Source organism: Nostoc sp. UIC 10890 (assembly GCF_054786515.1).
Genome location: NZ_JBSGKF010000001.1, coordinates 4,159,423 through 4,181,258, shown reverse-complemented (window position 1 = coordinate 4,181,258; position 21,836 = coordinate 4,159,423). Strand labels below are relative to the sequence as shown.

The following is a 21,836-nucleotide window of genomic DNA, read 5'->3' as shown; positions in this document are numbered from 1 at the left end:
TTTATACTCCGAGTACACACAAGACGCAATAAAATAATTGTTTGCGTTTTATAGCTTGATGTCTCTTAGGGGCAATGGGAGTTTGCCAAAAGGTCTGATGACATCCAAGGATGGATGTTTATCCTGGGGCAAATATCCAGTTTACTGCCAATGACCAAGGACTTGACATTTTACCTTCATAACAATTTTGTGAATGGGGCATTGGGATTAGGGGGAAGGTGAGAGGTGATAGGTGATAGGGAATAAATCTGTAACCTATACCCTTTACCCTGTAACCTATTCCCTTCTTCACTCCCTACTAACCCTAAAACTTAGGAATTAATTATTCAGTGGGCTAATGCCGTGATATCCTGGTTCTCAACGAGTGGTTAGTACCTCCAAGTTCAAGTTATAGTATTGAATCTAGCTATTATTTAAGTTGTGGTATGAGAGTGCATCTGTTACCAAACCGCATAGCTCGCTTTTGTGCTGTGCTAGTTTTATGCAATTCGATCATAGTATATTCATCATGTTGGTAAGCAGATTTGCAGCCAAAACGTTTATTGCCTTAAAGCTGGGATGCCTATTAAACGTCTAAGTGCAGATATCTCCATTTTTCTGCTAAATGGTGGTTTGTTGTATAATAGTATTATAGTTAAAGGTTGATGAGAAAATTGGAAGTCCGTTGTCGTAGAATGCAACATCACTTAACTTATTAAAAAACCAAGAAATAAATGTATTAAATATATAAAGATCGACTAAATTAGAAAAAAATCTAAATCTATTCAAAATGTATTTCAAGACTGCGATCGCTATTTATATATAAGAAAATTGTCAATTGTTCCAAGAAATTGCACATAAATCTTTCTTTTAAAGGAGGAAGCAAGTTTGTCGAAATCCTATCGTTTAGCTATTTTGGGAGCAACTGGTGCAGTTGGCACAGAGTTGCTGGAATTGTTAGAAAGTCGTAATTTTCCTCTTGCCAACCTAAAGTTATTGGCATCAGAGCGGAGTGTGGGGCGATCGCTACAGTTTAAAGGTGAAAATATACAAGTAGAGCCAGTGAGCGATCGCGCCTTTGAAAATGTCGATATAGTACTGGCTAGTGCAGGTGGTTCTACATCCAAAACTTGGGCAGCAGTTGCCGTCGAAAAGGGCGCAGTGGTAATTGACAACTCCAGCGCCTTTCGGATGAACCCAGAAGTTCCCTTAGTAGTGCCAGAGGTGAATCCCCAAGCCGCAGCGCATCACCAAGGCATTATTGCTAACCCCAACTGCACAACAATTTTAATGGCTGTGGCAGTCTGGCCATTGCATCAAGTTAAACCAGTGCAACGCATCGTCGCCGCAACCTACCAATCGGCTAGTGGTGCAGGTGCTAGGGCAATGGCAGAAGTCAAAACCCAAACAAGCGCTATACTACAAGGACAGCCACCGATTGCTGAAATATTGCCTTACCCATTGGCATTTAATTTATTCCCCCACAACTCACCATTAAACGATTTGGGTTATTGTGAGGAAGAAATGAAAATGGTTAACGAAACCCGAAAAATATTTGGCACGCAGCAAATCAGAATCACTGCGACATGTATACGGGTTCCCGTACTCCGCGCCCATTCAGAAGCCATTAATTTAGAATTTGAGACTCCCTTTAGTGCAGAGGAAGCCAGACAAATTTTAAATTCCTCCCCTGGAGTGAAATTGGTCGAAGATTGGGAAACTAATCATTTTCCGATGCCAATTGAAGCAACAGGTCGAGATGAAGTTTTAGTGGGAAGAATTCGTCAGGATATTTCTCATCCCTGTGGCTTGGAATTATGGTTATGTGGCGACCAAATCCGCAAAGGCGCAGCATTGAACGCAGTACAAATCGCCGAGTTGTTAGTAGAGAAAAATCTACTCAAACCATTAGCTATTAGTCATTAGTCATTGGTCATTGGTAAAGTGACAAAAGACAAATGACAAAGGCAAAATGACACTTGAAAGCAATTTGCAGATAGGTTATTACAATATAGAACCACCAAGATATAAAAACATGGGTAATCAGGAGTGAAAAAAGGGTGGGAGATTTTGGCAATGTTTTAACCGCTATGATTACGCCATTTAAACCAGATGGTAGTGTCAATTATGATGTAGCGGCAGAACTGGCAGCGCATCTAGCTAACAACGGTACAGATACATTGGTAATGTGCGGCACAACAGGAGAATCCCCAACACTAAGTTGGGATGAAGAATACCAGTTGTTTGTCGAGGTATTACAGTCCGTGGCAGGAAAAGCCAAGGTCATCGCAGGTTGTGGATCAAATTCCACCAAAGAAGCGATCGCAGCCACCCAAAAAGCGTCTAAGATAGGAGTACATGGTTCCTTACAAGTTGTTCCTTATTACAACAAACCGCCACAGGCGGGATTGGAAGCGCACTTTAAGGCGATAGCACAAGCCTGTCCCGACCTACCATTGTTGTTATATAATGTCCCTGGTCGTACCGGACAAAACCTTCAGCCAGAAACAGTTGCCCGATTAGCTGAGGTTAGCAATATTGTCGGGATTAAAGAATCCACTGGTAATATAGATCAGGCAAGCGAAATTCGTCGTTTGACACCAAAAGAATTCCACATCTATTCTGGTGATGATTACATGACTTTGCCCTTGTTAGCGATTGGGGCAAAGGGTGTGGTAAGTGTGGCTTCTCATCTGGTAGGAAACCAACTACAGCAGATGATCCAAGCTTTTAGTGCCGGGAAAATTGAAGTAGCAAGCGACATTCATCTCCAACTCTTCCCGTTGTTTAAAGCTCTATTTTTAACTTCAAATCCCATTCCAGTGAAAAAAGCACTGAAACTTCAAGGTTGGAAGGTTGGTTCAACTCGTCCGCCGCTATGTGAAGCTGATTTAGAAGTCAGTCAAAAGTTAGAAGCGGTTTTGAAAGAACTTGGTTTAATCTAGCCACCAGCGAGTTAAGCGCAAGATACATATAAACAATGATCATAATTGTTGATAAGTTGCAATTTAAAAATCTGTGCTAGGACTGATAGATATACTATGAATCCTTGAGCTTACAGTTGATTTTATTGAATAAAAAATTGAAGATTTCAATTGAAAACTTGATTGCTTTCAGACTGACTTAAGAGGCAGATTATGTTGTCTTAAATACAAGTTCGTTAACTATCAACTTAATTAACCACAAGTAACAATCTAAGGAGAAAATGGCTAAAAACGAAGCTAATAATTCCGCCTTGAAAATTATTCCTTTGGGCGGTTTGCATGAAATTGGGAAAAATACCTGTCTTTTTGAGTATGACGATGAAATCATCCTGTTAGATGCAGGATTGGCTTTTCCCACAGAGGCGATGCATGGAGTAAATATTGTTCTGCCAGATACGACCTATCTGCGAGAAAATCGCCACAAAATTAAAGGGATGATTGTTACTCATGGTCATGAAGACCATATTGGCGGGATTGCTTTTCATCTCAAGCAATTTGATATTCCAGTGATTTATGGCCCGAGATTAGCAATGGCAATGCTAGAGGGTAAACTGGAAGAAGCAGGAGTCCGCGATCGCACAGAAATCAGAACAGTTCTACCACGTGATGTAGTGCGGATTGGCAAAAACTTTTTGGTGGAATACATCCGTAACACCCACTCTATTGCAGATAGTTTCACTGTTGCCATTCATACTCCCCTGGGTGTAGTAATTCACACAGGGGATTTTAAAATTGACCATACCCCAGTAGATGGTGAAAAGTTTGACTTGCAACGCCTAGCAGAACATGGGGAAAAAGGCGTTCTTTGTTTACTGAGTGATTCCACTAACGCGGAAGTGCCAGGATTTACACCCTCTGAACGTTCAGTTTATCCCAATCTGGAGAGAGTATTTAGTCAAGCACCTGGGCGATTATTTGTCACTACCTTTGCTTCTAGTGTGCATCGCATCAACATGATTTTGGATATTGCCAAGAAGCAGAACCGTGTAGTGACAGTTGTGGGGCGTTCGATGCTGAACTTGATTGCTCATGCCCGCAATTTAGGTTACATCAAGTGTGAAGATAATCTGCTGCAACCATTGCACGCCGTCCGCAATCTACCCGATGAAAGAGTACTGGTTTTAACTACAGGTTCTCAAGGGGAATTGATGGCAGCCATGACCAGAATTGCCAATAAAGAACATCCTCACATTAAAATTCGCCAAGGAGATACAGTAGTATTCTCTGCTAACCCAATTCCCGGAAATACAATTGCTGTAGTCAACACCATCGATAAGTTGATGATTCAAGGTGCGAAAGTGGTCTATGGACGGGATAAAGGGATTCACGTCTCCGGTCACGGCTGTCAAGAAGAACAAAAGCTGATGATTGCCTTAACTCGACCCAAATTCTTTGTGCCATTTCACGGCGAACACCGGATGCTAGTGAAGCACGCCGAAACCGCTCAGAGTATGGGCATTCCCGCAGAAAACATGATCATTATTCAGAATGGTGATATTGTCGAACTGACTGAAGATGCTATTCGCGTCGCTGGTAAAGTGCCATCTGGTATTGAATTAGTGGATACTACTAGTTCGGGTATGGTAAGTGCCAAAGTTTTACAAGAACGGCAACGTATGGCTTCAGAAGGCATTATTACGATCGCAGCTGCCATTGATTGGAATGGTAAACTGTTGGCGAAACCAGAAACTCACCTCCGGGGTGTAGTTACAAGTGTAGAGCGATCGCTCCTACAAACCTGGGTAAAACAACGCATTGAAGAAATCCTCACTGTGCGCTGGACAGAATTTGCTCCTAGCGAAGGTGAAGCAGCAGATATAGACTGGGGTGGATTGCAAGGTACTTTAGAACGAGAATTGCAACGTTCCATCCGTCGGGAATTGCAATGTCAGCCATCTGTGACTTTGTTGATGCAAATCCCTGATGAGCCACCTGTAAAAGTTGCCGATGGTAGAAGACGGCGGACTCGGACTGCTGCTCAGGTAGCATCCTAGAGAATTTACGGTAAAAATCTCACGCAGAGGCGCAGAGACGTAGAGTTTTTCTAACGTCTTTGCGCTTTATCGTGAGATTTCAAGAAAAATCATTTGCTTTTATAAACTGGAGTCGTTGCGTATAAGCAACTTTTCCGGGACTTATGATTTATTATTCTGATATCCATTTCCAGAAACAATAAACACCATAACCAATTGCTGGTGCTGCAACTGTGATAGCTACACCTGCTGCCACCACCGCCAACAATAGCCCCAACAGCCGCTAAGCCTGAAGTGATTCCAGCAGCGCTCAAACCAATTCAATGAACCCAGAGATATACTAGAAGGAGAGTACATACTGTTAACGGCACTCCAAAGCGGAGATGTTCCCAAAAAGTTAGCTTGTAACCTAAATCCGCAGCAGCTTCTACAGTAATCAGGTTGGCGACTGCACCAAACAAAGTTAAATTCCCTGCCAATGTTGAGCCTGCTGCTAGCAACAGCCAAGACTTAGTATCACCTTGAGAAATCAGCGGTTGTAATAAGAGTACAGCCGGAACATTAGAAATCAAGTTAGATAAAACCACAGTTACACCCAGTAAACTCGCAGCAGAGTTTACTGTATGAGTCAATGGCTCGAGCAAATTCAACTTTTGTGTGACTCGTGTCAGGATAAATAATCCAGAAAACATTACCAGCAGGTTCCAATCCACCTTTTGCAAAATGCGCTGGGGTTTAACGCGCCGAGTAATTAGCAACAAGCTAGCAGCAACTAAAGCAGACTGCGCTAAGGGTAAGCCGACAGTAAATGCAATTAGCAGCCCAATTGTAATGACTAATGTTTTATTAAATAAGGGTTTATAAATCCGTTGGTTGTCAACAGGTAATAGTTGGCAAGGTTTGACTGAGCGGACATCTGGGTAAAGTAGCCACAGTAATATCACCTGAATTACCAAGCCTGCTAGGGCAACTGGGGCCAATACACGCAGAAATTCTAGATAGGAGATGCCTGAAAAGGAGCCAATCAGGATATTTTGGGGATTACCGCTCAAAGTTGCTACCGAGCCTATATTAGTTGCACCTGCGATCGCTAGTAAATAAGGTATCGGATTTAAACCCAAAGCTTGAGTCAAACTCAAGGTTAATGGTGTAAAAACTAGCGCCAGAGTGTCATTGAGAAAAAAGGCGGAGAGAATACCACTACCAAAAGTTAAAGCCATCAACAAACCCAGAGGACTACGAGTGATACTCAATATCACTGATAGCGATCGCCGAAAAAACCCAGCATAAGATAAGTTGGCGTTAACTACCATCATGCTCAACAGAAACACGATGGTATTGGCATCAATAGCTTGCCACGCCTCCTGTAAATTCAGAACACCTAAAGCAATTAAAAAGGCAGAACCAACCAAAGCAATGGTGGCGCGGTTCATGCGTAAACCAGGGATGTAGCCCAATGCTAACCCCAGGTAAGTTAGCCCTAAGACGCTGTAGATTGCAAATTGGAGAAAAATCACTTTCTTTACCGAAACTTTGCGACGAACGATGTTTCATAAATATCCGCTCTGCATCTACTGAGAAAACCAACCCACCTGGCTTTCAGCCGCAGTCGTATTTACAGACTTCTCTCTATTCAGCCAGCAATAAACAGTATGTACTTACGTGAGAAAGTGGGAACACGGAGGGGAAAAATGCCTTCTAGGATATTACTGATGTTTATACTTATAAAAAATTCTTTTATAAATAGCTTATATTAAGGATTGTAAATGTTACACTAAAACCTATCCAATGATGGATGTCTTTATTAAAATTTAAACTGTGTCAAGTTATGAACAAGATCGTAATATTACACTACCGATCCCCAGAAAATTGCGATTAACTTGACGTAGTAATAAATTAGGTTCTGACTTAAGTGGCTAATCAGGTATTACATTATATCGCAGTCAGAACGCGATTTTTCCGGGAAAGTTCGTTGCCACGTTGTATATATTCATCAAAAAGGTGAATAGCCTCAATAATACAGAGGGTTAACCATGAAGGTATTCGACAATACCACAAAAAAGATTTTTCTGGCTAGCTGGGTATCAATCAATCAAGCAGAGACTAGTGACCATAAAGTAACCCAGCTAAACCGTTCTATTTCCAAGCTTTACTGGGATATTCTCCAACCCTTACGGCAGCGTGTAGAAAATATTCAAGTCCGCGATCGCCAACTAGCTCACCGTTTGTGCAAACTGATTCCATCTCAGTGCCCTTTTGAGCGCGATGTCAAAGTATTTGGGAAAACCCTGTTTCACATTCCGCCCATGTGCAAGCTCAATCCCTTATATGAAGAAGTGGTTGGTTTACGTTTCCGAGCGCTGTGTTATCTAGCCGATGAATGCGGCGAAGATGTATCGCAGTACTGTTGAATGTTGAGTGTTGAGTCAAGAGTGAGTAGTTAGGAGTAATAGGTCGGGGATCAATAATATAACTCCTAATTCCTAGCTCCTAACCATTTTTTTACTATTTTTTTACTATTTCTTTTGCCATTTTTGGATGGCATCCTGAGCATCTTCATAAGCAGCTGTCTCTTCTGGCACTAAGGTAGCAGTCTCAATTGCAGCCTTAAGTTCTCCTTGGGCAGCGCGACGCTTGGCCATGTCTAAAATTTTCTCACTCCAGCTATTGATCGATTTTTGGGCGGCATCAAAGCCCGGTTGACCTGCTGGTACTTTTTTGGCAACTTCGATCGCCCGATTGTAAGTAGATGCCTGTCCAGATTTAATCAAGGCATTAGCTGCATCTAAAAGAGTTTTGTTACTGACATACTGCTTGCCCTCTAACCGCCACAGGTTTATTGCTGCTTGTGCTTTGGCGTAGGGGGCTTCGTATTTGGTGATTAATCGAGCAGCTGCAATAGCGCTTCCATACTGTCTTTGTTTAGCACGACCCTCTGCTAAATCTAAAATCATCTGGCTCCAAATCTTAATATTCTCCTGAGCTTGTTCGTACAGTGGTTCACCGGGTTTAATTTTCCGGGCTGTAGCGATCGCCATGCTCAAATCACTAGCCTGAGTTTGTCGGAGCGACATTTTCGCCAAGTCTAATACTGCTTGATTCCGCTTTTTCGACTGGGAACTAGAGGCTATTTGGGCACTAGATTGGTTACTGAGTCTAACCGGTGGAGTGCTATCACTTGGTAAATTCTCGATAACCTGAGAGTTACTAGCAGTAACATTGGGTGATGTGCTTGATATTTGCTTAATCCTAAAAGTTTCTTGATTACGGAGAAAAACTACAGCAATTAAACCTGCTACTAGCAAGCTGCCTCCGCCCCACAAGATAAACTGTTTCCAAAAAGGGATGCTTGGCTGATTCGATGGCAATCGAGATACGTAACCTTTAGAGGAATTGGGAATAAATCTTCCTCTCGGATTCGCTCCTAAAGAAGTTTCCGGCATTGGCTGGGAAACTAAGCTGCTAGATGACCCTTGGACTTGTTGACCCTTGGACTTCTCAACCTTCTGAGCCTTCACCTGTTGGGATGAATTCACAGTAGCTTCTCCCCATCTGCCCCGTTCTGCTGAAGTTTTAGGGTAATCATCGAGGGGAGGAGCCGCACGAGCGATCGCAAAAGATTCTTCAGGATAAATCACCGGTTCTGGTTGCAAGTGACTTTCCATTGCCAATTGTGGCAAAATTACTTGCTGCCTTGATGGGATGATCGTGGCAGGATTTTGGACAGGACGCCAATGGTGATGACATAGTTTTGGCATGAGCAAGCTTAGGTAGCTTTCTAAATCTGCCAAGTTGCTGCCATTACCAGAACGCAAAGCTTCTAACAAAGCTGCTGTAAAGAATCCGTGACCTAATTCGCTACTCTCATGGGAAAATTGCTCTGGTTGGCAAGAAAGAATTGTCGCCAGTTGTAATTCTTGGGCTAATTCTATGGTTTCTTCACCAACGGGAGCATCCGCTTGAGTGCCAAAAGCGCGGTTGATATCGAGTAATAGCAATACATTTAGGTCAGCAAGTTGCAGACTTTGCATTAGCGATCGCAATTCTATGCCAGTCTCTTCCACGAGTTCCGGGTTGCCTTCCACTGGCATTAAGTAATCTTTGCCCTTGTAGTTGACTCCATAACCGCTAAAAAATAACCACAGATAGTCTTCTGGTTGCCAACTTGTCGCTGCAAAATCCTCAAGCAGCAGCAGAATATTCTCCTTGGTTGGATAAGTTGATCTATCCCCAATCGGTGGCGAGGTATCTGTCATGACTAGACAGTGTTCGGGGAGAAAACCTGCTTCTGTCACCAAAAAATCATCTAGTGCCTCAGCATCAGCTTGGGCACAACTTAAAGGTTGAAATAACTGATATTGATTGATGCCAATTGCGATCGCCCAGTAATTTGCCATCCCGCTCTTTGTCAGTTATCGTTTGCTGGTCTTAAAATTGCGGTTGGCTTTGCCAAAATAACAAAGCTAACCTGTGTCTTATAGTCTAGGTGATTCTGATCGAATCTTAAGTTAGAATGTAATTTTTATTACGTTACTCAACCGGAAAATACCTTTTACCTAATTTCAATAAAAGATCATCACTAAGGAGATAGAAGGTCATGAGCAGAAATCTTGCTCACCTACCATCATCGATCACTCCCTTTTCAGTTATTAGCCAAATTGCCAGAAGAATCCGGATAGTTCCTTTAGTAGTTTTGCTCATATCTACTGTTCCTGCGTGGTTTTTGACGGAAGCGATCGCACCCCAGGTTGTGCGAGCTTACACCGCTAGAGTTGATCTAGCTATTGACCGTTTGCCGGAAGAAAACTATGAAACCATTCTGCGGAGGGCGGAAGCGGCTGCGAGGGCAGCGGCTCAAAGGAGCTTCGACCAAGATATCTTGGTGACAGATGTTTCCATTATTGTGTCCGTACAAAATTATGGAGCGATCGCACCAGTCTTGACATTAGAAGTTAGTCGTCCCCAATGGCGATCGCGTCCTGACGCTCAAAATTGGGCAACTTACTTTAAAACTGCGCGATCGCTACTTTTCTTTGAAAATACCTCTAATCCAGTTCCAGCAGCTAGTAGTGTGTCAACCCCAAAATGACGGATTGGGCTAGATACAGAGAGAAGTTCCAAGCCAAGGTTCCTTGATTTGGAACTTCTTAACTTATTCCTGACTCAACTGTTGTCTTTGGCGTCAGTGGATGGCCTAGAATAAGAAGGTTGTCAAGAATCGCGATATCTGCTGACATGGCTGTTCCTAAGAAGAAAACTTCCAAATCAAAACGAGATAAACGTCGAGCTACCTGGAGACATAAAGCTGTCGTCGAAGCTCAAAAAGCCCTATCTTTGGGCAAGTCGATTTTGACTGGACGTTCGACATTTGTATATCCAACTGCTGAAGAAGAGGAAGAAGAATCATAATTTCCCAGTCAGGAAAAGCATGAACAGCACCGATAGATTTGATTGGTGACCTTTGCCAATGAAACTTCTCACTACTGGATAAATGCTTTTTCTTAGCTTTCCTGATTGAATTATGAATCATAAACACTCTACATAAGCTCATTAGAACAAAAAAATTGGTAGTGAGTAATTGGGAACATCCATTACCCATTACCTATCATTCACAAGTAATGATCAAGTCATCATATAAAAAGTAAAACATCTGGTGCTGTTGGCAACTCCACAAAAAAACTTGTAAATACCTTGAGAAAAATAAGTTTTCTCCAAATATGCTAGGAAAATTTTTTCAGAAACCAGGGAAGGAAGAAAGCGATCGCGTTCCTCCTGGTCAACACTTAGCTAAAGGTTTCCCCGTATTAACTTACGGTGCAACTCCCCAAGTCAGCACTGAGGAATGGGAGTTTAAAGTTTGGGGTTTAGCAAAATCGGCTACCTTTAGTTGGTCAGACTTTATGGCGCTACCTCAACACGAATTCACAGCAGACTTCCACTGTGTAACGCGCTGGTCTAAACTCGATGTCAAATGGACTGGCATTAAAGTTACAGATTTTATGGGTCTGGTTGAGTTAGACCCCAAGGCAGCCTACATTATGGAACACTGCTATGGTGGCTACACTACCAATATCTCTGTAGAAGATTTTATCCGCGAAGAAAACTTCTTTGCCTTTAAAGTTTTTGGTGAAGACCTTTCAACTGAACACGGTGGCCCGATGCGGCTAGTTGTTCCCCACCTCTACGCTTGGAAAAGTGCTAAGTGGATTAATGGTTTAGAATTTTTAGCTGGTGAAGAACTTGGTTTTTGGGAGCGCAATGGCTACCATCGCCGTGGTGAACCTTGGGCGGAGGAGCGTTACAGCAACGCTTTTGGGTTTTAGGAATTTTAGGAGAGACGCGATTAATCGCGTCTGTACAAGAGTTAGGAGTTGTAGATTTTTATTTCTCACTCCTAACTCATAAATTTTTTTAACCCAAAAGTTTCTTGATTATTGGCAATTTGCCCTGATATGGAGCGTATCGCCATTTTAAATCTAGCCAGAAGGAGTTTTGCAATACACTTTTCTTATGGGAAAAGGTGTCAAAGCTAGCTTTACCATGATAGTGACCAATACCGCTATCTCCTACTCCACCAAATGGTAAAGATGAGACACCAACCTGCATCACTGTGTCGTTAATGCAGACTCCACCAGAGGAAGTTTCCTGCAAAACTCGCTTTTGCAGGTTTTTGTCTTGAGAAAATAAGTATAACGCCAAGGGTTTAGGTCTAGAGTTAATCAAAGCGATCGCTTCTGCAATGTCAGTATATTCAATTACAGGCAAAATTGGGCCAAAAATTTCTTCCTGCATTACAGAATCTTCCAAAGAGACATGATCAATCACTGTGGGGGCGATATAACGCTCTGAAGGTTGATTTTCTCCACCAATGATAACTTCACCGTCTTTGAGAAAATTAACCAATCTATCAAAGTGTTTTTCACTGATAATCCTGGCATAATCAGGACTGTTTACAGGATTATCGCCATAAAATTCCCTTAAGGATTTTTCCAACCCATCTATTAAATCTTTTTTGATTTTTTTATTAACTAAAAGGTAGTCAGGGGCGATACAAGTTTGTCCAGCATTAATAAATTTGCCCCAAGCAATTCGTCTGACGGTGTGTTCAAGTTTAATGTCAGTATCTACGATACAAGGACTTTTACCGCCCAATTCTAAAGTCACTGGTGTGAGATGTTTTGCCGCTGCTGCCATAATGATTTTGCCGACGGCTGTGCCACCAGTAAAAAATATATGGTCAAACTTTTCTGCAAGTAGCTTTTGACTTGCTTCCACACCTCCTTCAACCACTGCAATATAAGCAGGGTCAAAATATTTGGCAATAATCTTAGCAACAATATCAGATGTATGAGAAGCAATTTCTGAAGGTTTGAGAATTGCACAATTCCCAGCTGCGATCGCACCTATTAATGGTGAGATAATTAACTGAAATGGATAGTTCCAAGGCCCAATAATTAAGACAACTCCTAACGGTTCTGCATAAATTCTCGCTGAGTAGGAAAAAAAGTCCCAAGAAACAGATGCTTTTTTTGGCTTACTCCAGTTTTGAAGATGTTTTATAACATAATCAATTTCCTTAACTACGCTGATTTCTGTAATATAAGTCTCCACTTCTGGTTTATGTAAATCTGTTTGTAATGCCTCAACTATTGCTTGCTCATGCTCAATGATTGCTTGCTTGAGAGTTTTGAGTTGCTCAATGCGAAAAGTGATATCTTTAGTTTTGCCCGTTTGAAAAAACTCTCGCTGATTCTGGATAATTTCGCTAACGTTAGATAATTCAGTGGTAATCATTTGCTTGTCCGATAAAAAACTGTTTGTTTAATTTGATTGCTGCTAAATAAGCATATTTTTTATTGTTCTATTTTAGAATTGGAATATTTAGCTAAAAGTAAATACTAGTAAGGTTATAAATTATAAATTATCAGGATAAATAATTCTAAAATTCATAATTTATAATTACTAATTTTTTCATGTTTTGCTGGGTAGAAGCACAATAAATACACTACCTTTACCCAACTCAGAATTAAGGAGAATTATGCCTTGATGTGCCTCGACAATTCGACGAGCAAGGTACAATCCTAAGCCACTACCAGAAGTTTTGTGGCTGCCTTGGCGAAATCGTTCAAATATGGTGGCTTGTTCTTCAGTGGGAATACCTGGGCCAGTATCCGCTATCTCAATTCTAATGTAGTCACCAGAATTAGATTTTCCAAATAACTGAGATTGACTACTGTTGTCGAACTGGCGTTGAGAAGTAAAACGAATAGTAATAGACCCAGAGTTGGTAAATTTGATCGCATTGCCTATGAGATTGGTGAATAGACGATGCAGTTCTAAGCGATCGCCCATCACTGTATTTGACTCTTCAGTAAAGTCCAAATTTAGGGACAGTGCTTTGTCTTGGGCTAGAGGTGACAATTCACCAGTCACTTCTTCTAGCAGTTGTCTCAGATTAACTGGTTGAAACGCCAAACTTTTGCGACCAGCTTCAAAGCGATAAACTTCCAATAAGGTATTGACCATAGAAAGCAGATTGATATTGCTACGGGCCATGATGGCTATTACTTCCTGCATTTGCGGTGATAATGTTCCCAACGCGCCTTGTTGAAATAGCATCAACATGCGATCGGCGGCTACCAAGGGAGTGCGTAAATCGTGGGTGAGGCGGGAGACAAAATCTTCTCGCTGACGGGCAATTTCATCACGTTCATCCATACTATGCTTCAAACGTAAGAGCGATCGCACTCGTGCCAGCAATTCATCTACTGTTACAGGTTTGCGGATAAAATCATCAGCCCCCAAGTCTAAACCGTGGGCGACGTTTGGCGCATCGTGGGCAGTAATCAGCAATATGGGGATATATTGCGGCAATTTCATCTCACCGCGAATATGCTTAGTTACTTCGTACCCATCCATACCTGGCATCATCAGATCCAGCAGAACCAAGTCACAAGGAGAAGCTTTCAATTCTGCCAAGGCTGAAATACCATTTTCTGCGGTGCTAACTGTGTAACCTTCTTCCTCCAAAATAGTTTTGATCAAAAACACGTTATCAGGAGAGTCATCAACAACCAGAATTTTGTCAGAACGAGAAGATTGTGAAGTCATATAGATGCAAGCTACGGGGTAAAAGTAAATTTTTGATAAGGCTAGCTGTATTTGCAACAATTTGTCTAGCTATATGTGTGTGAATCGTTCTCTTTTGTTGGCTCAGGCAGAGACTTTAGAGATGTTTTGAGCAAAATCCAATCAAGATAGACTATAAGAATCTGCATTTTCAGAAAGTGGTTGAGACATTGAAAGCTTTCATCCCTCAGCAGCTATGCCCAGATTTTTTTCAGCAATAGCACTAGGATAACTTCAATAGATTTCTTGAGAATCAGAGTAATTAATATTTCTAACATTGCGATCGCCTCAGCTGCTTGACTGAGTTCAATGTCGCAATTTTGTTTTGTAGTTATTTATTTGACTTGTCGTGACTTAGATTGACATATCTTGACTAGCTACAAAACTATATAAATGCAAGCTAGACTGAGCTTTAAGGCGATTTCACATTAGGTATATGTCGTTACCAAGAGACTTTCTGACACAACTAGAGCAATACAGCGAATTGTCAAACCGAGAAAAGGCAGTCTTTTTAGAAATCTTCAGTAGTGGCAAGAGTCGAGTTCAAGTTACACAAGCGCTTAACATCTCTAACAGCAATCTCAACAGTTTTCTAACGGGGATTTACAAAAAGTTCAGTATTTCCGGCAGTGGGCCTGTTAAAGAAAGCCGCTTGCGGGAATATCTCCAAAAGCGATATTCCCAGCAGAAACCTTCTGGTAGCTCAACTGCTGACATTGCAGAGGATGATATTGATGCTCTAGTTCAAGAAATCCGGGAAAAGATTAAACCCAGCATCAAAGAAAAGTGTGGAACGATGCGTGTGCTGGATATGGATCAGCCTATTGAGTTAACTGGAGAGCGAGGCATCTATACTAACGTCAACATTCTGGAGAAAACCACAAAACGCAGGCGAGTAAAAATTGGGCAACTGCTGCAAAAGTTTGATCGGGAAGACTTTGATCATTTTGGACTTCATGAACCCAGTGAGAAGCGCGTGTCAGGACTGCAAGCAGTGCAGCATCACAAAAAACTAATGGTTTTAGGTAAACCGGGCGCGGGAAAGACTACATTTTTGAAGTATTTAGCAATGCACTGCATCGAAGGGCAATTTTTGACAAACCTAGTTCCCGTGTTTATCATCCTCAAGGACTTCGCACAAGACCCTAAACAGCTAGATATTCTCCAGTACATTACTCAACAATTATTTATCTGTGGTATCCACAATAGCAGTGTGAAAACCGAGCAAATGTTGAGACAGGGTAAATTTTTGGTTTTACTGGATGGTCTGGATGAAGTTAGAGAAGAGGATACAAAGCGTATTTTATGGCAAACTCGAAAGATTTCAGAAGAGTTCCACACCAATCAATTTGTTATAACCTGTCGGATAGCTGCCAAAGAATACACCTTTGAACAGTTTACTGAAGTGGAAGTGGCAGATTTTGACAAAGAACAGATTGCTATTTTTACTCACAACTGGTTCCGATTAAACTGCCAAGTGAAAGCTGAAAGATTTATTGAAAAACTACAAGCTAACAAACGGATTTTTGATCTGGCAACTAATCCACTATTGCTGACCTTGCTGTGTTTGGTATTTGAGGAAAACGCAGATTTCTCAGCAAACCGTTCAGAACTTTATAAAGAAGGGTTGGATATATTGCTTAAGAAATGGGATGCTAAACGTAATATTGAGCGCAATCAAATTTATCAAAATTTATCGTTGGACTGTAAAGAAGATTTACTCAGCGAAATTGCTTTTACTACCTTTGAGCAGAAAGACTATTTGTTTAAACAAAAAACTGTAGAGGCATATATCGCCGAGTTTATCAGTAATTTACAATTTGCTAATTTAGAACCAGAAGTTTTTAAACTTGATAGCGAAGCTGTTTTGAAATCTATTGAAGCCCAGCATGGTTTACTGGTAGAAAGAGCAAAAGGAATTTATTCTTTTTCGCATCTGACTTTTCAAGAGTATTTCTGTGCTAGAAAAATTGTATCTACTTTAGCGTATGAAAAGTTAGTATAACATATCACTGAAAAACGCTGGCAAGAGGTGTTTTTACTAACCGTTGGAGTTATGGAAAAAGCAGATAGTTTAGTGTTGTTAATGAAGCGAGAAGTTGATAAATTAGCCGCTTCCGATGAAAAATTACAGCATTTTTTAGAATGGCTTGCTCATAAATCTAGTTCATTTGAATATTTTTACAAGCCAGCAGCTATAAGAGCATTATATTTTGAAAGGACTTTAGAGAGTGAACAAAATAAATTAGATAATACTCTTGGATGGGATTCAGAAAATACTTTATATGGTTTAGATAATGCCCTTGGATGGGATTCAGAAGATACTTTAGATGATATAGAGATAGATTGGTCACTTAATAAGGCTCTCACAAATACTCTTGTTCTTAGTGATGACCTAGCTAATGCTTTTTCTCAAGGTCTTGATGCTACTGATATTCATGATGAAACTATTGATAGATCATCCCGTGGAGAAGCGTTTATTGCTCGTGATGATGCTTGGTGTAATATAGCTGACATTGACGATTTTCTTGGAACTGCTATTGGTTTAGCTTCTTCTTTTCAATCAAAATTTAAGACGGAGTTGCAGTTACTAAGAGATGAACTCAATGAGGCAATACCAGAATGGGAATACCTATTTGAAAAATTAGAAGGATTTGGAGAATGGTGGCAGGAAAATAGTCAAGCCTGGACTGAGCAGTTAATAGCTTTGATGATTGAACATCGTAATATTGGTCATAACTGGCATTTCAGTGATAGACAAGCTAAACTACTACAGCAGTATTATAATAGTAACAAGCTCTTGGTAAACTGCTTAAACAGTGATTGTAATATTAGCGATAAAGTTAGACAAGGAATTGAGCATAACTTGCTGTTACCAATCAGTAAATTAGAAACGGAAAATAACACAGAGATTTTCTAATTTTGCATTTTAAACTTTTTTCCACATTTTCTGATGAAAGGGAGTATGCAAGTAAGTAAATAAGAAACCATCCGTTATTTTATGATAACGGATATCTGGCAACCAGTCACTATGCTCATTCCGCAGAGACGATACTATCCAAAACTTGCTGAAATTCTGCTGTGGAAGGAATTGCGATCGCACTTTTGAAAAGCATTTTTAGTACAGATCGTTCTTCTATCCTATTGATAACTTCGACAATAGGGCTTGGCACTTCTCCAAACCGCGTTTCTAGAACTGTAATGATGCTTTCTCTCGCATTTTCAACAATTCCTTCTTCTTTTGCTAGCCTTTCAATACTAGTTACGTACCGCATTCTATCTGCCTCCTCGTAACTTCTAACTTCTGTTTTAAAACTAAGTGCCAACTCTTTTGGCAAAACCATTATCCAGTCGATAAACCGAAATAATTCTCGAATATCTTCCCGGCTATATCCCCGTTCATACAGCCGTCTGACTAGGCTTAGTTTCCACTGTAGCCGATTTTCTGGGTTTCGTTGGGTTGCCTTGGTCTTGAGATGCGCCATCACAATTACACCAAAGGGATTGATGGTTTGCTCTAGGGTTTCCCACCCTTGCTCATAGTCCAACAGTTTCGCCACAGGAAACTCTAAGCTGACGCGACATCCCCCCAGTTGATAGCTGTAGCTGGAAGGTCGCCAATTCGCTTGTTCATCTGCTAAAACTGCTAAACTAATGACTCGCTTCTTATGGCGGTCAAACAATCGGTAATTATATGTGTACATCCGTTCCGCAAATTGGCTGTCATATTGCTCTTGGACTTCTACATGAACCAATACCCAAGCTTCTTCTCCATCCAGTAGCCAAACTTTTGCGACTTTATCGACCAAACGCCGCCCAATTTCTGCATTCGGTTCTAGCTGTTGGAGTTCTGTGTCCAGAAATTCATAAGGTCGCGTCCAGTCGATTTCGGCATAAGCTTGGGTGAAAAAGAATTCCAGAAAGCGGGGAAAATATAGCTCAATGACTTCTTTCCAAGGACTATCGTAATCAGTAAGTTGCTCGGTCATGAATTAAAACAAAAAGTACCTCTGTGCCATTGGTAAAACTGTCGCAGGTTCACAAATCAGCAACTCTCCATCAGCCCTAACTTGATATGTTTCTGGATCTACTTCAATGTGGGGTAGTGCATCATTCAGCTTCATATCCCGCTTACTCAATTGGCGTGTCCCAGAAACTGCAACTACTGACTTTTGTAAACCTAGCTGGCTGGGAATTTCTTTCTCTAAAGCTGCTTGGGAAACAAAAGTTAATGATGTGGCATGACGCGCACCTGCAAAACTACCAAACATCGATCGCATATACACTGGTTGAGGTGTAGGAATACTGGCGTTAGCATCGCCCATTTGCGCCCATGCAATCATTCCGCCTTTAATCACTATCTCTGGTTTCACGCCAAAAAATGCGGGACGCCACAAACATAAATCTGCTAATTTTCCCTCTTCCACTGAACCCACATATTGAGCAATTCCGTGAGCGATCGCAGGGTTAATTGTATACTTAGCAACATATCTTTTTGCACGAAAATTGTCTGCTTTTTGCTCAGTTCCTTGTGGGTTAAGAGTTCCCCGTTGCACCTTCATTTTGTGAGATGTCTGCCAGGTGCGAATTATCACTTCGCCCACTCTTCCCATCGCCTGGGAGTCGGAAGAAATCATGCTAAATGCGCCTAAGTCGTGCAAAATGTCTTCGGCGGCAATGGTTTCTCGACGAATGCGAGATTCGGCAAAAGCGACATCTTCAGCGATCGCAGGATCAAGGTGATGGCATACCATCAACATATCCAGGTGTTCATCTAAGGTGTTGAGGGTATAAGGACGTGTGGGATTGGTGGAAGATGGTAGAACGTTGGCTTGTCCGCAAACTTTGATGATATCTGGCGCGTGTCCGCCACCTGCGCCTTCGGTGTGGTAGGTGTGGATGACACGATTCTTGAAAGCTGCGATCGTATCTTCGACAAATCCGGCTTCATTTAGAGTATCAGTATGAATTGCTACTTGCACATCATATTCATCGGCAACACTGAGGCAAGTATCAATTGCTGCGGGTGTGGTTCCCCAATCTTCATGAAGTTTTAACCCCATTGCACCAGCATTTACTTGTTCTACAAGTCCTTGGGGTTTGCTGGCGTTACCTTTGCCCATAAATCCTAAGTTGACGGGAAAAGCATCAGCAGCTTGCAGCATCCGGTAAATATTCCAAGGGCCTGGGGTGCAGGTAGTGGCATTTGTACCTGTAGCTGGGCCAGTACCGCCGCCGAGCATGGTGGTAATCCCGGAAGCGATCGCAACTTCAATCTGTTGGGGGCAAATAAAATGAATATGGGCATCAATACCGCCAGCAGTGAGAATCATTCCTTCACCGGCTAAGGCTTCAGTTCCGGGGCCAATAATAATATCTACATTGTCTTGAATATAAGGATTTCCGGCTTTACCAATTTTGAAAATCTTGCCATCTTTAATGCCGATATCTGCTTTGACAATACCCCACCAATCGAGAATTAAGGCATTAGTAATGACTAAATCTACAGCACCATCGGCGTTAGAAATGGGGGATTGTCCCATTCCATCTCTAATAACTTTTCCGCCGCCAAATTTTACTTCATCGCCGTAGGTGGTAAAGTCTTGTTCAACTTCAATAAATAATTCTGTATCTGCAAGTCGGATGCGATCGCCTACTGTTGGCCCGTAAGTTTCGGCATAAGCGCGGCGATCCATTCTGTAACTCATAACTGTTCCTCACAAACTGCGAATTTGGAATTTTTCAAACCTCATCTGGAAACCATTCCCTTCAGGCGAGGCACACATCACACCGACACTTAATGTTTCCACTGGAGTCAAATAAGCAAGCCGCAGCATTGTATATTCAGTTCCATTCAAAGAGTATTCCACCTCTATTGCTGTGCCGCGTCGAGTTACACGCACCCAAATTGCAGATGGATTTTGCGGCATTGGAATAACAGACCAATCCGAGAAATTGCGTGTCACTACTGCGCTAATTTGTTGTACGCCGTTGACAAATTCAATACCACATTTCAACCAATCCAATTCATCTGAACGTACCATCAAGCCAGCTTGATCGTATAAATCTTGATACTGTCCACTGACTTTAACCTCGGCAATAAAGTCACCTTGAATCTTTTGATAAAAAAAGTGGCCATTATCTCTAATAAAACCGTAGTGAGTTTCCCGCCAGAAATCTGTTTTTGTGCCAGAAGTGATAGCGATCGCTTCATCTTTCACTTCCCAAACAGGCGGTTCATTGTACCATTCCATTTTCATAGCTACAGAGAACCGTTAATTTTGGCGTTGAAACCGTAGACTTGGCGAGTACCAACTAAAGAAACTAATATAATTTCTTTTTCATCGCCTGGTTCAAAGCGAACTGCGGTTCCGGCGGGGATATCGAGGCGCATTCCTCGCGCTTGTTCTCTGTCAAAATTTAAGGCGGCGTTGACTTCATAAAAGTGATAATGGGAACCGACTTGTATGGGGCGATCGCCTGTATTTGACACTTGTAATTTTATAGTTGGACGACCAACATTTAGTTCAATTTCACCTGCTGGTGTGATAATTTCCCCAGGAATCATAATAAATTAAAAATTAAAAATTTAACGAATTGGATTATGTACTGTTACTAACTTTGTGCCATCAGGAAAAGTTGCTTCTACCTGTACATCATGCACCATTTCAGGTATTCCTTCCATGACATCATTCCGCGTCAATAGAGTTGTACCATAACTCATTAATTCAGCTACAGTTTGCCCATCCCTTGCACCTTCTAAAATAGCAGCAGAAAGATAAGCGATCGCTTCAGGATAATTCAGTTTTAAACCCCTTCCTTTACGTCTTTCTGCTAATAAAGCAGCAGTAAAAATTAATAGCTTATCTTTTTCCTGCGGCGTAAGTTGCATTCGTATTTCCTCCTCGCTGATTAGCTCAAACCTGCCATACTCTTGGTATACAATTACCACGATTCAAAAAAGAAACTCGCAGCAATTGCCAAACATCAATAAACCAGTTTCTCACCTCAGATGTAGAAGCACCGCGATATCGACACAATAATCCATGTTGTAATCGGCTAACACCCGCTTCTCCTACCCCATTCCATAAATTTCGCGCTTTTTCAACAATTTCTGCTGAAACGGCACTACCAACCCAAACTAGACTACCTACGATTGGTTTTCCAGCCAAAGCGTGGGGACTGTAGAAAATGTCTTCGCTACCGGGTAAGTATTGGCGATCAATCCATAAAGGAACACCTTGCTGCCAAATTTCCGTGTGCGATCGCCATTCTCCTTGCAAGAATTTCTCTCCTCTAGCACTGCGACCAAATCGGGTAATTTCCCAGCCTAACCAACTGCCCCCGGTTGCTAATTCTACCCGTAAATCTTGCCGATAAATCGCGTTGTTAAATAAAATTGTCTCTTGCGGCAACCATTCTAAACAAGCATCAGCGTCAACCTGCATCTGTATGGTTTGTCTAGCTTGTAAGCCATTACTGCGGTATATTTTGCTTGCAGCCGCCGTGGTGATTAAGGTTTGCGCTTGGGGTTGGAGGTGAATATTAGAGGATAAGCGATCGCCTCCCACCATTCCCCCAGCCGTGTGTAAAATTACGCTATGACAAACTTTTTCCCCTTCTGGGTAAAATGGGCGCTGTACTTTCAGGGGCGCTTGGTGGTGACTGTAAATTAATTTGGTTGTGTTGTGGCGATCGGCATAAACTAAATTAAGTTTGCCATGCCAACCTTCTGCTATTTGCGGATTGCAGGTCATTTATCAATTCAAGA

The 21,836-nt window shown here is 41.6% G+C and carries 19 protein-coding genes; 9 read left to right on the top strand and 10 right to left on the bottom strand.

The window, feature by feature from the left end; all coding sequences use genetic code 11:
* Positions 1-867: 867 nt before the first annotated feature.
* The 3 genes from ACWATR_RS17100 to ACWATR_RS17090 all read left to right on the top strand — a co-directional run bounded on the left by ACWATR_RS17100 (position 868) and on the right by ACWATR_RS17090 (position 4,957).
* On the top strand, positions 868-1,905 hold the full coding sequence (locus tag ACWATR_RS17100) for an aspartate-semialdehyde dehydrogenase (RefSeq protein WP_460334727.1): 1,038 nt from the start codon (positions 868-870) through the stop codon (positions 1,903-1,905).
* A 134-nt stretch (positions 1,906-2,039) separates the two neighbouring features.
* Positions 2,040-2,924 (top strand): 4-hydroxy-tetrahydrodipicolinate synthase, encoded by an 885-nt coding sequence (gene dapA, locus ACWATR_RS17095; protein WP_460334724.1) that lies wholly within the window; start codon positions 2,040-2,042, stop codon positions 2,922-2,924.
* 260 nt (positions 2,925-3,184) lie between these two features.
* A complete protein-coding gene (locus ACWATR_RS17090; RefSeq protein WP_460334721.1) occupies positions 3,185-4,957 on the top strand; it encodes a ribonuclease J in 1,773 nt (590 codons plus the stop codon).
* A gap of 299 nt (positions 4,958-5,256) precedes the next feature.
* Here the strand turns inward: ACWATR_RS17090 and ACWATR_RS17085 are convergent, their stop codons facing one another.
* On the bottom strand, positions 5,257-6,453 hold the full coding sequence (locus tag ACWATR_RS17085) for an anion transporter (protein ID WP_460334718.1): 1,197 nt from the start codon (positions 6,451-6,453) through the stop codon (positions 5,257-5,259).
* 516 nt (positions 6,454-6,969) lie between these two features.
* On the opposite strand from ACWATR_RS17085, the gene ACWATR_RS17080 reads away from it, so the two are divergent.
* Positions 6,970-7,347: a Mo-dependent nitrogenase C-terminal domain-containing protein gene (locus ACWATR_RS17080; protein ID WP_460334715.1), complete on the top strand. Its 378-nt coding sequence runs from the start codon at positions 6,970-6,972 to the stop codon at positions 7,345-7,347.
* Positions 7,348-7,452: 105 nt separating this feature from the next.
* Here ACWATR_RS17080 and ACWATR_RS17075 read toward each other — a convergent pair whose 3' ends face one another.
* A complete protein-coding gene (locus ACWATR_RS17075; RefSeq protein WP_460334712.1) occupies positions 7,453-9,333 on the bottom strand; it encodes a caspase family protein in 1,881 nt (626 codons plus the stop codon).
* Positions 9,334-9,533: 200 nt separating this feature from the next.
* Between ACWATR_RS17075 and ACWATR_RS17070 the strand changes: the two genes are divergently transcribed.
* From ACWATR_RS17070 to ACWATR_RS17060, 3 genes are all read left to right on the top strand, one after another.
* Positions 9,534-10,025, top strand: coding sequence for a hypothetical protein (locus ACWATR_RS17070; RefSeq protein WP_420758068.1), 492 nt, complete (start codon positions 9,534-9,536; stop codon positions 10,023-10,025).
* Between the two features lie 146 nt (positions 10,026-10,171).
* On the top strand, positions 10,172-10,345 hold the full coding sequence (gene rpmF, locus ACWATR_RS17065) for a 50S ribosomal protein L32 (RefSeq protein ID WP_012407602.1): 174 nt from the start codon (positions 10,172-10,174) through the stop codon (positions 10,343-10,345).
* A 308-nt stretch (positions 10,346-10,653) separates the two neighbouring features.
* Complete coding sequence (locus tag ACWATR_RS17060; protein WP_460334707.1) at positions 10,654-11,259, top strand: sulfite oxidase-like oxidoreductase; 606 nt, start codon at positions 10,654-10,656, stop codon at positions 11,257-11,259.
* An 88-nt stretch (positions 11,260-11,347) separates the two neighbouring features.
* Here the strand turns inward: ACWATR_RS17060 and ACWATR_RS17055 are convergent, their stop codons facing one another.
* Positions 11,348-12,730, bottom strand: coding sequence for an aldehyde dehydrogenase (locus ACWATR_RS17055; protein WP_460334704.1), 1,383 nt, complete (start codon positions 12,728-12,730; stop codon positions 11,348-11,350).
* Between the two features lie 177 nt (positions 12,731-12,907).
* Complete coding sequence (locus ACWATR_RS17050; protein ID WP_460334701.1) at positions 12,908-14,047, bottom strand: hybrid sensor histidine kinase/response regulator; 1,140 nt, start codon at positions 14,045-14,047, stop codon at positions 12,908-12,910.
* A gap of 454 nt (positions 14,048-14,501) precedes the next feature.
* On the opposite strand from ACWATR_RS17050, the gene ACWATR_RS17045 reads away from it, so the two are divergent.
* Positions 14,502-16,070, top strand: coding sequence for an NACHT domain-containing protein (locus ACWATR_RS17045; RefSeq protein WP_460334698.1), 1,569 nt, complete (start codon positions 14,502-14,504; stop codon positions 16,068-16,070).
* A 51-nt stretch (positions 16,071-16,121) separates the two neighbouring features.
* The gene (locus ACWATR_RS17040; protein WP_460334695.1) at positions 16,122-16,985 is read left to right on the top strand and encodes an NACHT C-terminal helical domain 2-containing protein; all 864 of its coding nucleotides are present in this window, start codon (positions 16,122-16,124) and stop codon (positions 16,983-16,985) included.
* A gap of 115 nt (positions 16,986-17,100) precedes the next feature.
* Here ACWATR_RS17040 and ACWATR_RS17035 read toward each other — a convergent pair whose 3' ends face one another.
* From ACWATR_RS17035 to ACWATR_RS17010, 6 genes are read right to left on the bottom strand one after another with little or no spacing between them, the layout of a single operon-like run.
* Complete coding sequence (locus ACWATR_RS17035) at positions 17,101-18,054, bottom strand: RpnC/YadD family protein (RefSeq protein WP_460334692.1); 954 nt, start codon at positions 18,052-18,054, stop codon at positions 17,101-17,103.
* Positions 18,055-18,057: 3 nt separating this feature from the next.
* Entirely contained in the window at positions 18,058-19,773 is a 1,716-nt protein-coding gene (ureC, locus tag ACWATR_RS17030; RefSeq protein ID WP_460334689.1) for an urease subunit alpha, read from the bottom strand.
* A 9-nt stretch (positions 19,774-19,782) separates the two neighbouring features.
* Positions 19,783-20,319 carry a DUF1349 domain-containing protein gene (locus tag ACWATR_RS17025; RefSeq protein WP_460334686.1) on the bottom strand — a complete coding sequence of 179 codons (537 nt, stop codon included), beginning with the start codon at positions 20,317-20,319 and terminating at the stop codon, positions 19,783-19,785.
* 8 nt (positions 20,320-20,327) lie between these two features.
* Positions 20,328-20,633, bottom strand: coding sequence for an urease subunit beta (locus tag ACWATR_RS17020; protein WP_114081111.1), 306 nt, complete (start codon positions 20,631-20,633; stop codon positions 20,328-20,330).
* Between the two features lie 21 nt (positions 20,634-20,654).
* The gene (gene ureA, locus ACWATR_RS17015) at positions 20,655-20,957 is read right to left on the bottom strand and encodes an urease subunit gamma (RefSeq protein WP_460334683.1); all 303 of its coding nucleotides are present in this window, start codon (positions 20,955-20,957) and stop codon (positions 20,655-20,657) included.
* A gap of 25 nt (positions 20,958-20,982) precedes the next feature.
* A complete protein-coding gene (locus ACWATR_RS17010) occupies positions 20,983-21,822 on the bottom strand; it encodes an urease accessory protein UreD (RefSeq protein ID WP_460334679.1) in 840 nt (279 codons plus the stop codon).
* Positions 21,823-21,836 lie beyond the last annotated feature (14 nt).

Excerpts from the sequence above, each read along its gene's own strand:
- ACWATR_RS17040 (WP_460334695.1), top strand. The coding sequence starts at position 16,122 with ATGGAAAAAGCAGATAGTTTAGTGTTGTTAATGAAGCGAGAAGTTGAT.
- ACWATR_RS17010 (WP_460334679.1), bottom strand. The coding sequence starts at position 21,822 with ATGACCTGCAATCCGCAAATAGCAGAAGGTTGGCATGGCAAACTTAAT.
- ACWATR_RS17080 (WP_460334715.1), top strand. The coding sequence starts at position 6,970 with ATGAAGGTATTCGACAATACCACAAAAAAGATTTTTCTGGCTAGCTGG.
- rpmF (WP_012407602.1), top strand. The coding sequence starts at position 10,172 with ATGGCTGTTCCTAAGAAGAAAACTTCCAAATCAAAACGAGATAAACGT.
- ACWATR_RS17045 (WP_460334698.1), top strand. The coding sequence starts at position 14,502 with ATGTCGTTACCAAGAGACTTTCTGACACAACTAGAGCAATACAGCGAA.
- ACWATR_RS17060 (WP_460334707.1), top strand. The coding sequence starts at position 10,654 with ATGCTAGGAAAATTTTTTCAGAAACCAGGGAAGGAAGAAAGCGATCGC.
- ACWATR_RS17090 (WP_460334721.1), top strand. The coding sequence starts at position 3,185 with ATGGCTAAAAACGAAGCTAATAATTCCGCCTTGAAAATTATTCCTTTG.
- ACWATR_RS17070 (WP_420758068.1), top strand. The coding sequence starts at position 9,534 with ATGAGCAGAAATCTTGCTCACCTACCATCATCGATCACTCCCTTTTCA.
- ACWATR_RS17025 (WP_460334686.1), bottom strand. The coding sequence starts at position 20,319 with ATGGAATGGTACAATGAACCGCCTGTTTGGGAAGTGAAAGATGAAGCG.
- ACWATR_RS17035 (WP_460334692.1), bottom strand. The coding sequence starts at position 18,054 with ATGACCGAGCAACTTACTGATTACGATAGTCCTTGGAAAGAAGTCATT.
- ACWATR_RS17050 (WP_460334701.1), bottom strand. The coding sequence starts at position 14,047 with ATGACTTCACAATCTTCTCGTTCTGACAAAATTCTGGTTGTTGATGAC.
- ureA (WP_460334683.1), bottom strand. The coding sequence starts at position 20,957 with ATGCAACTTACGCCGCAGGAAAAAGATAAGCTATTAATTTTTACTGCT.
- ACWATR_RS17020 (WP_114081111.1), bottom strand. The coding sequence starts at position 20,633 with ATGATTCCTGGGGAAATTATCACACCAGCAGGTGAAATTGAACTAAAT.
- ureC (WP_460334689.1), bottom strand. The coding sequence starts at position 19,773 with ATGAGTTACAGAATGGATCGCCGCGCTTATGCCGAAACTTACGGGCCA.
- ACWATR_RS17075 (WP_460334712.1), bottom strand. The coding sequence starts at position 9,333 with ATGGCAAATTACTGGGCGATCGCAATTGGCATCAATCAATATCAGTTA.
- ACWATR_RS17055 (WP_460334704.1), bottom strand. The coding sequence starts at position 12,730 with ATGATTACCACTGAATTATCTAACGTTAGCGAAATTATCCAGAATCAG.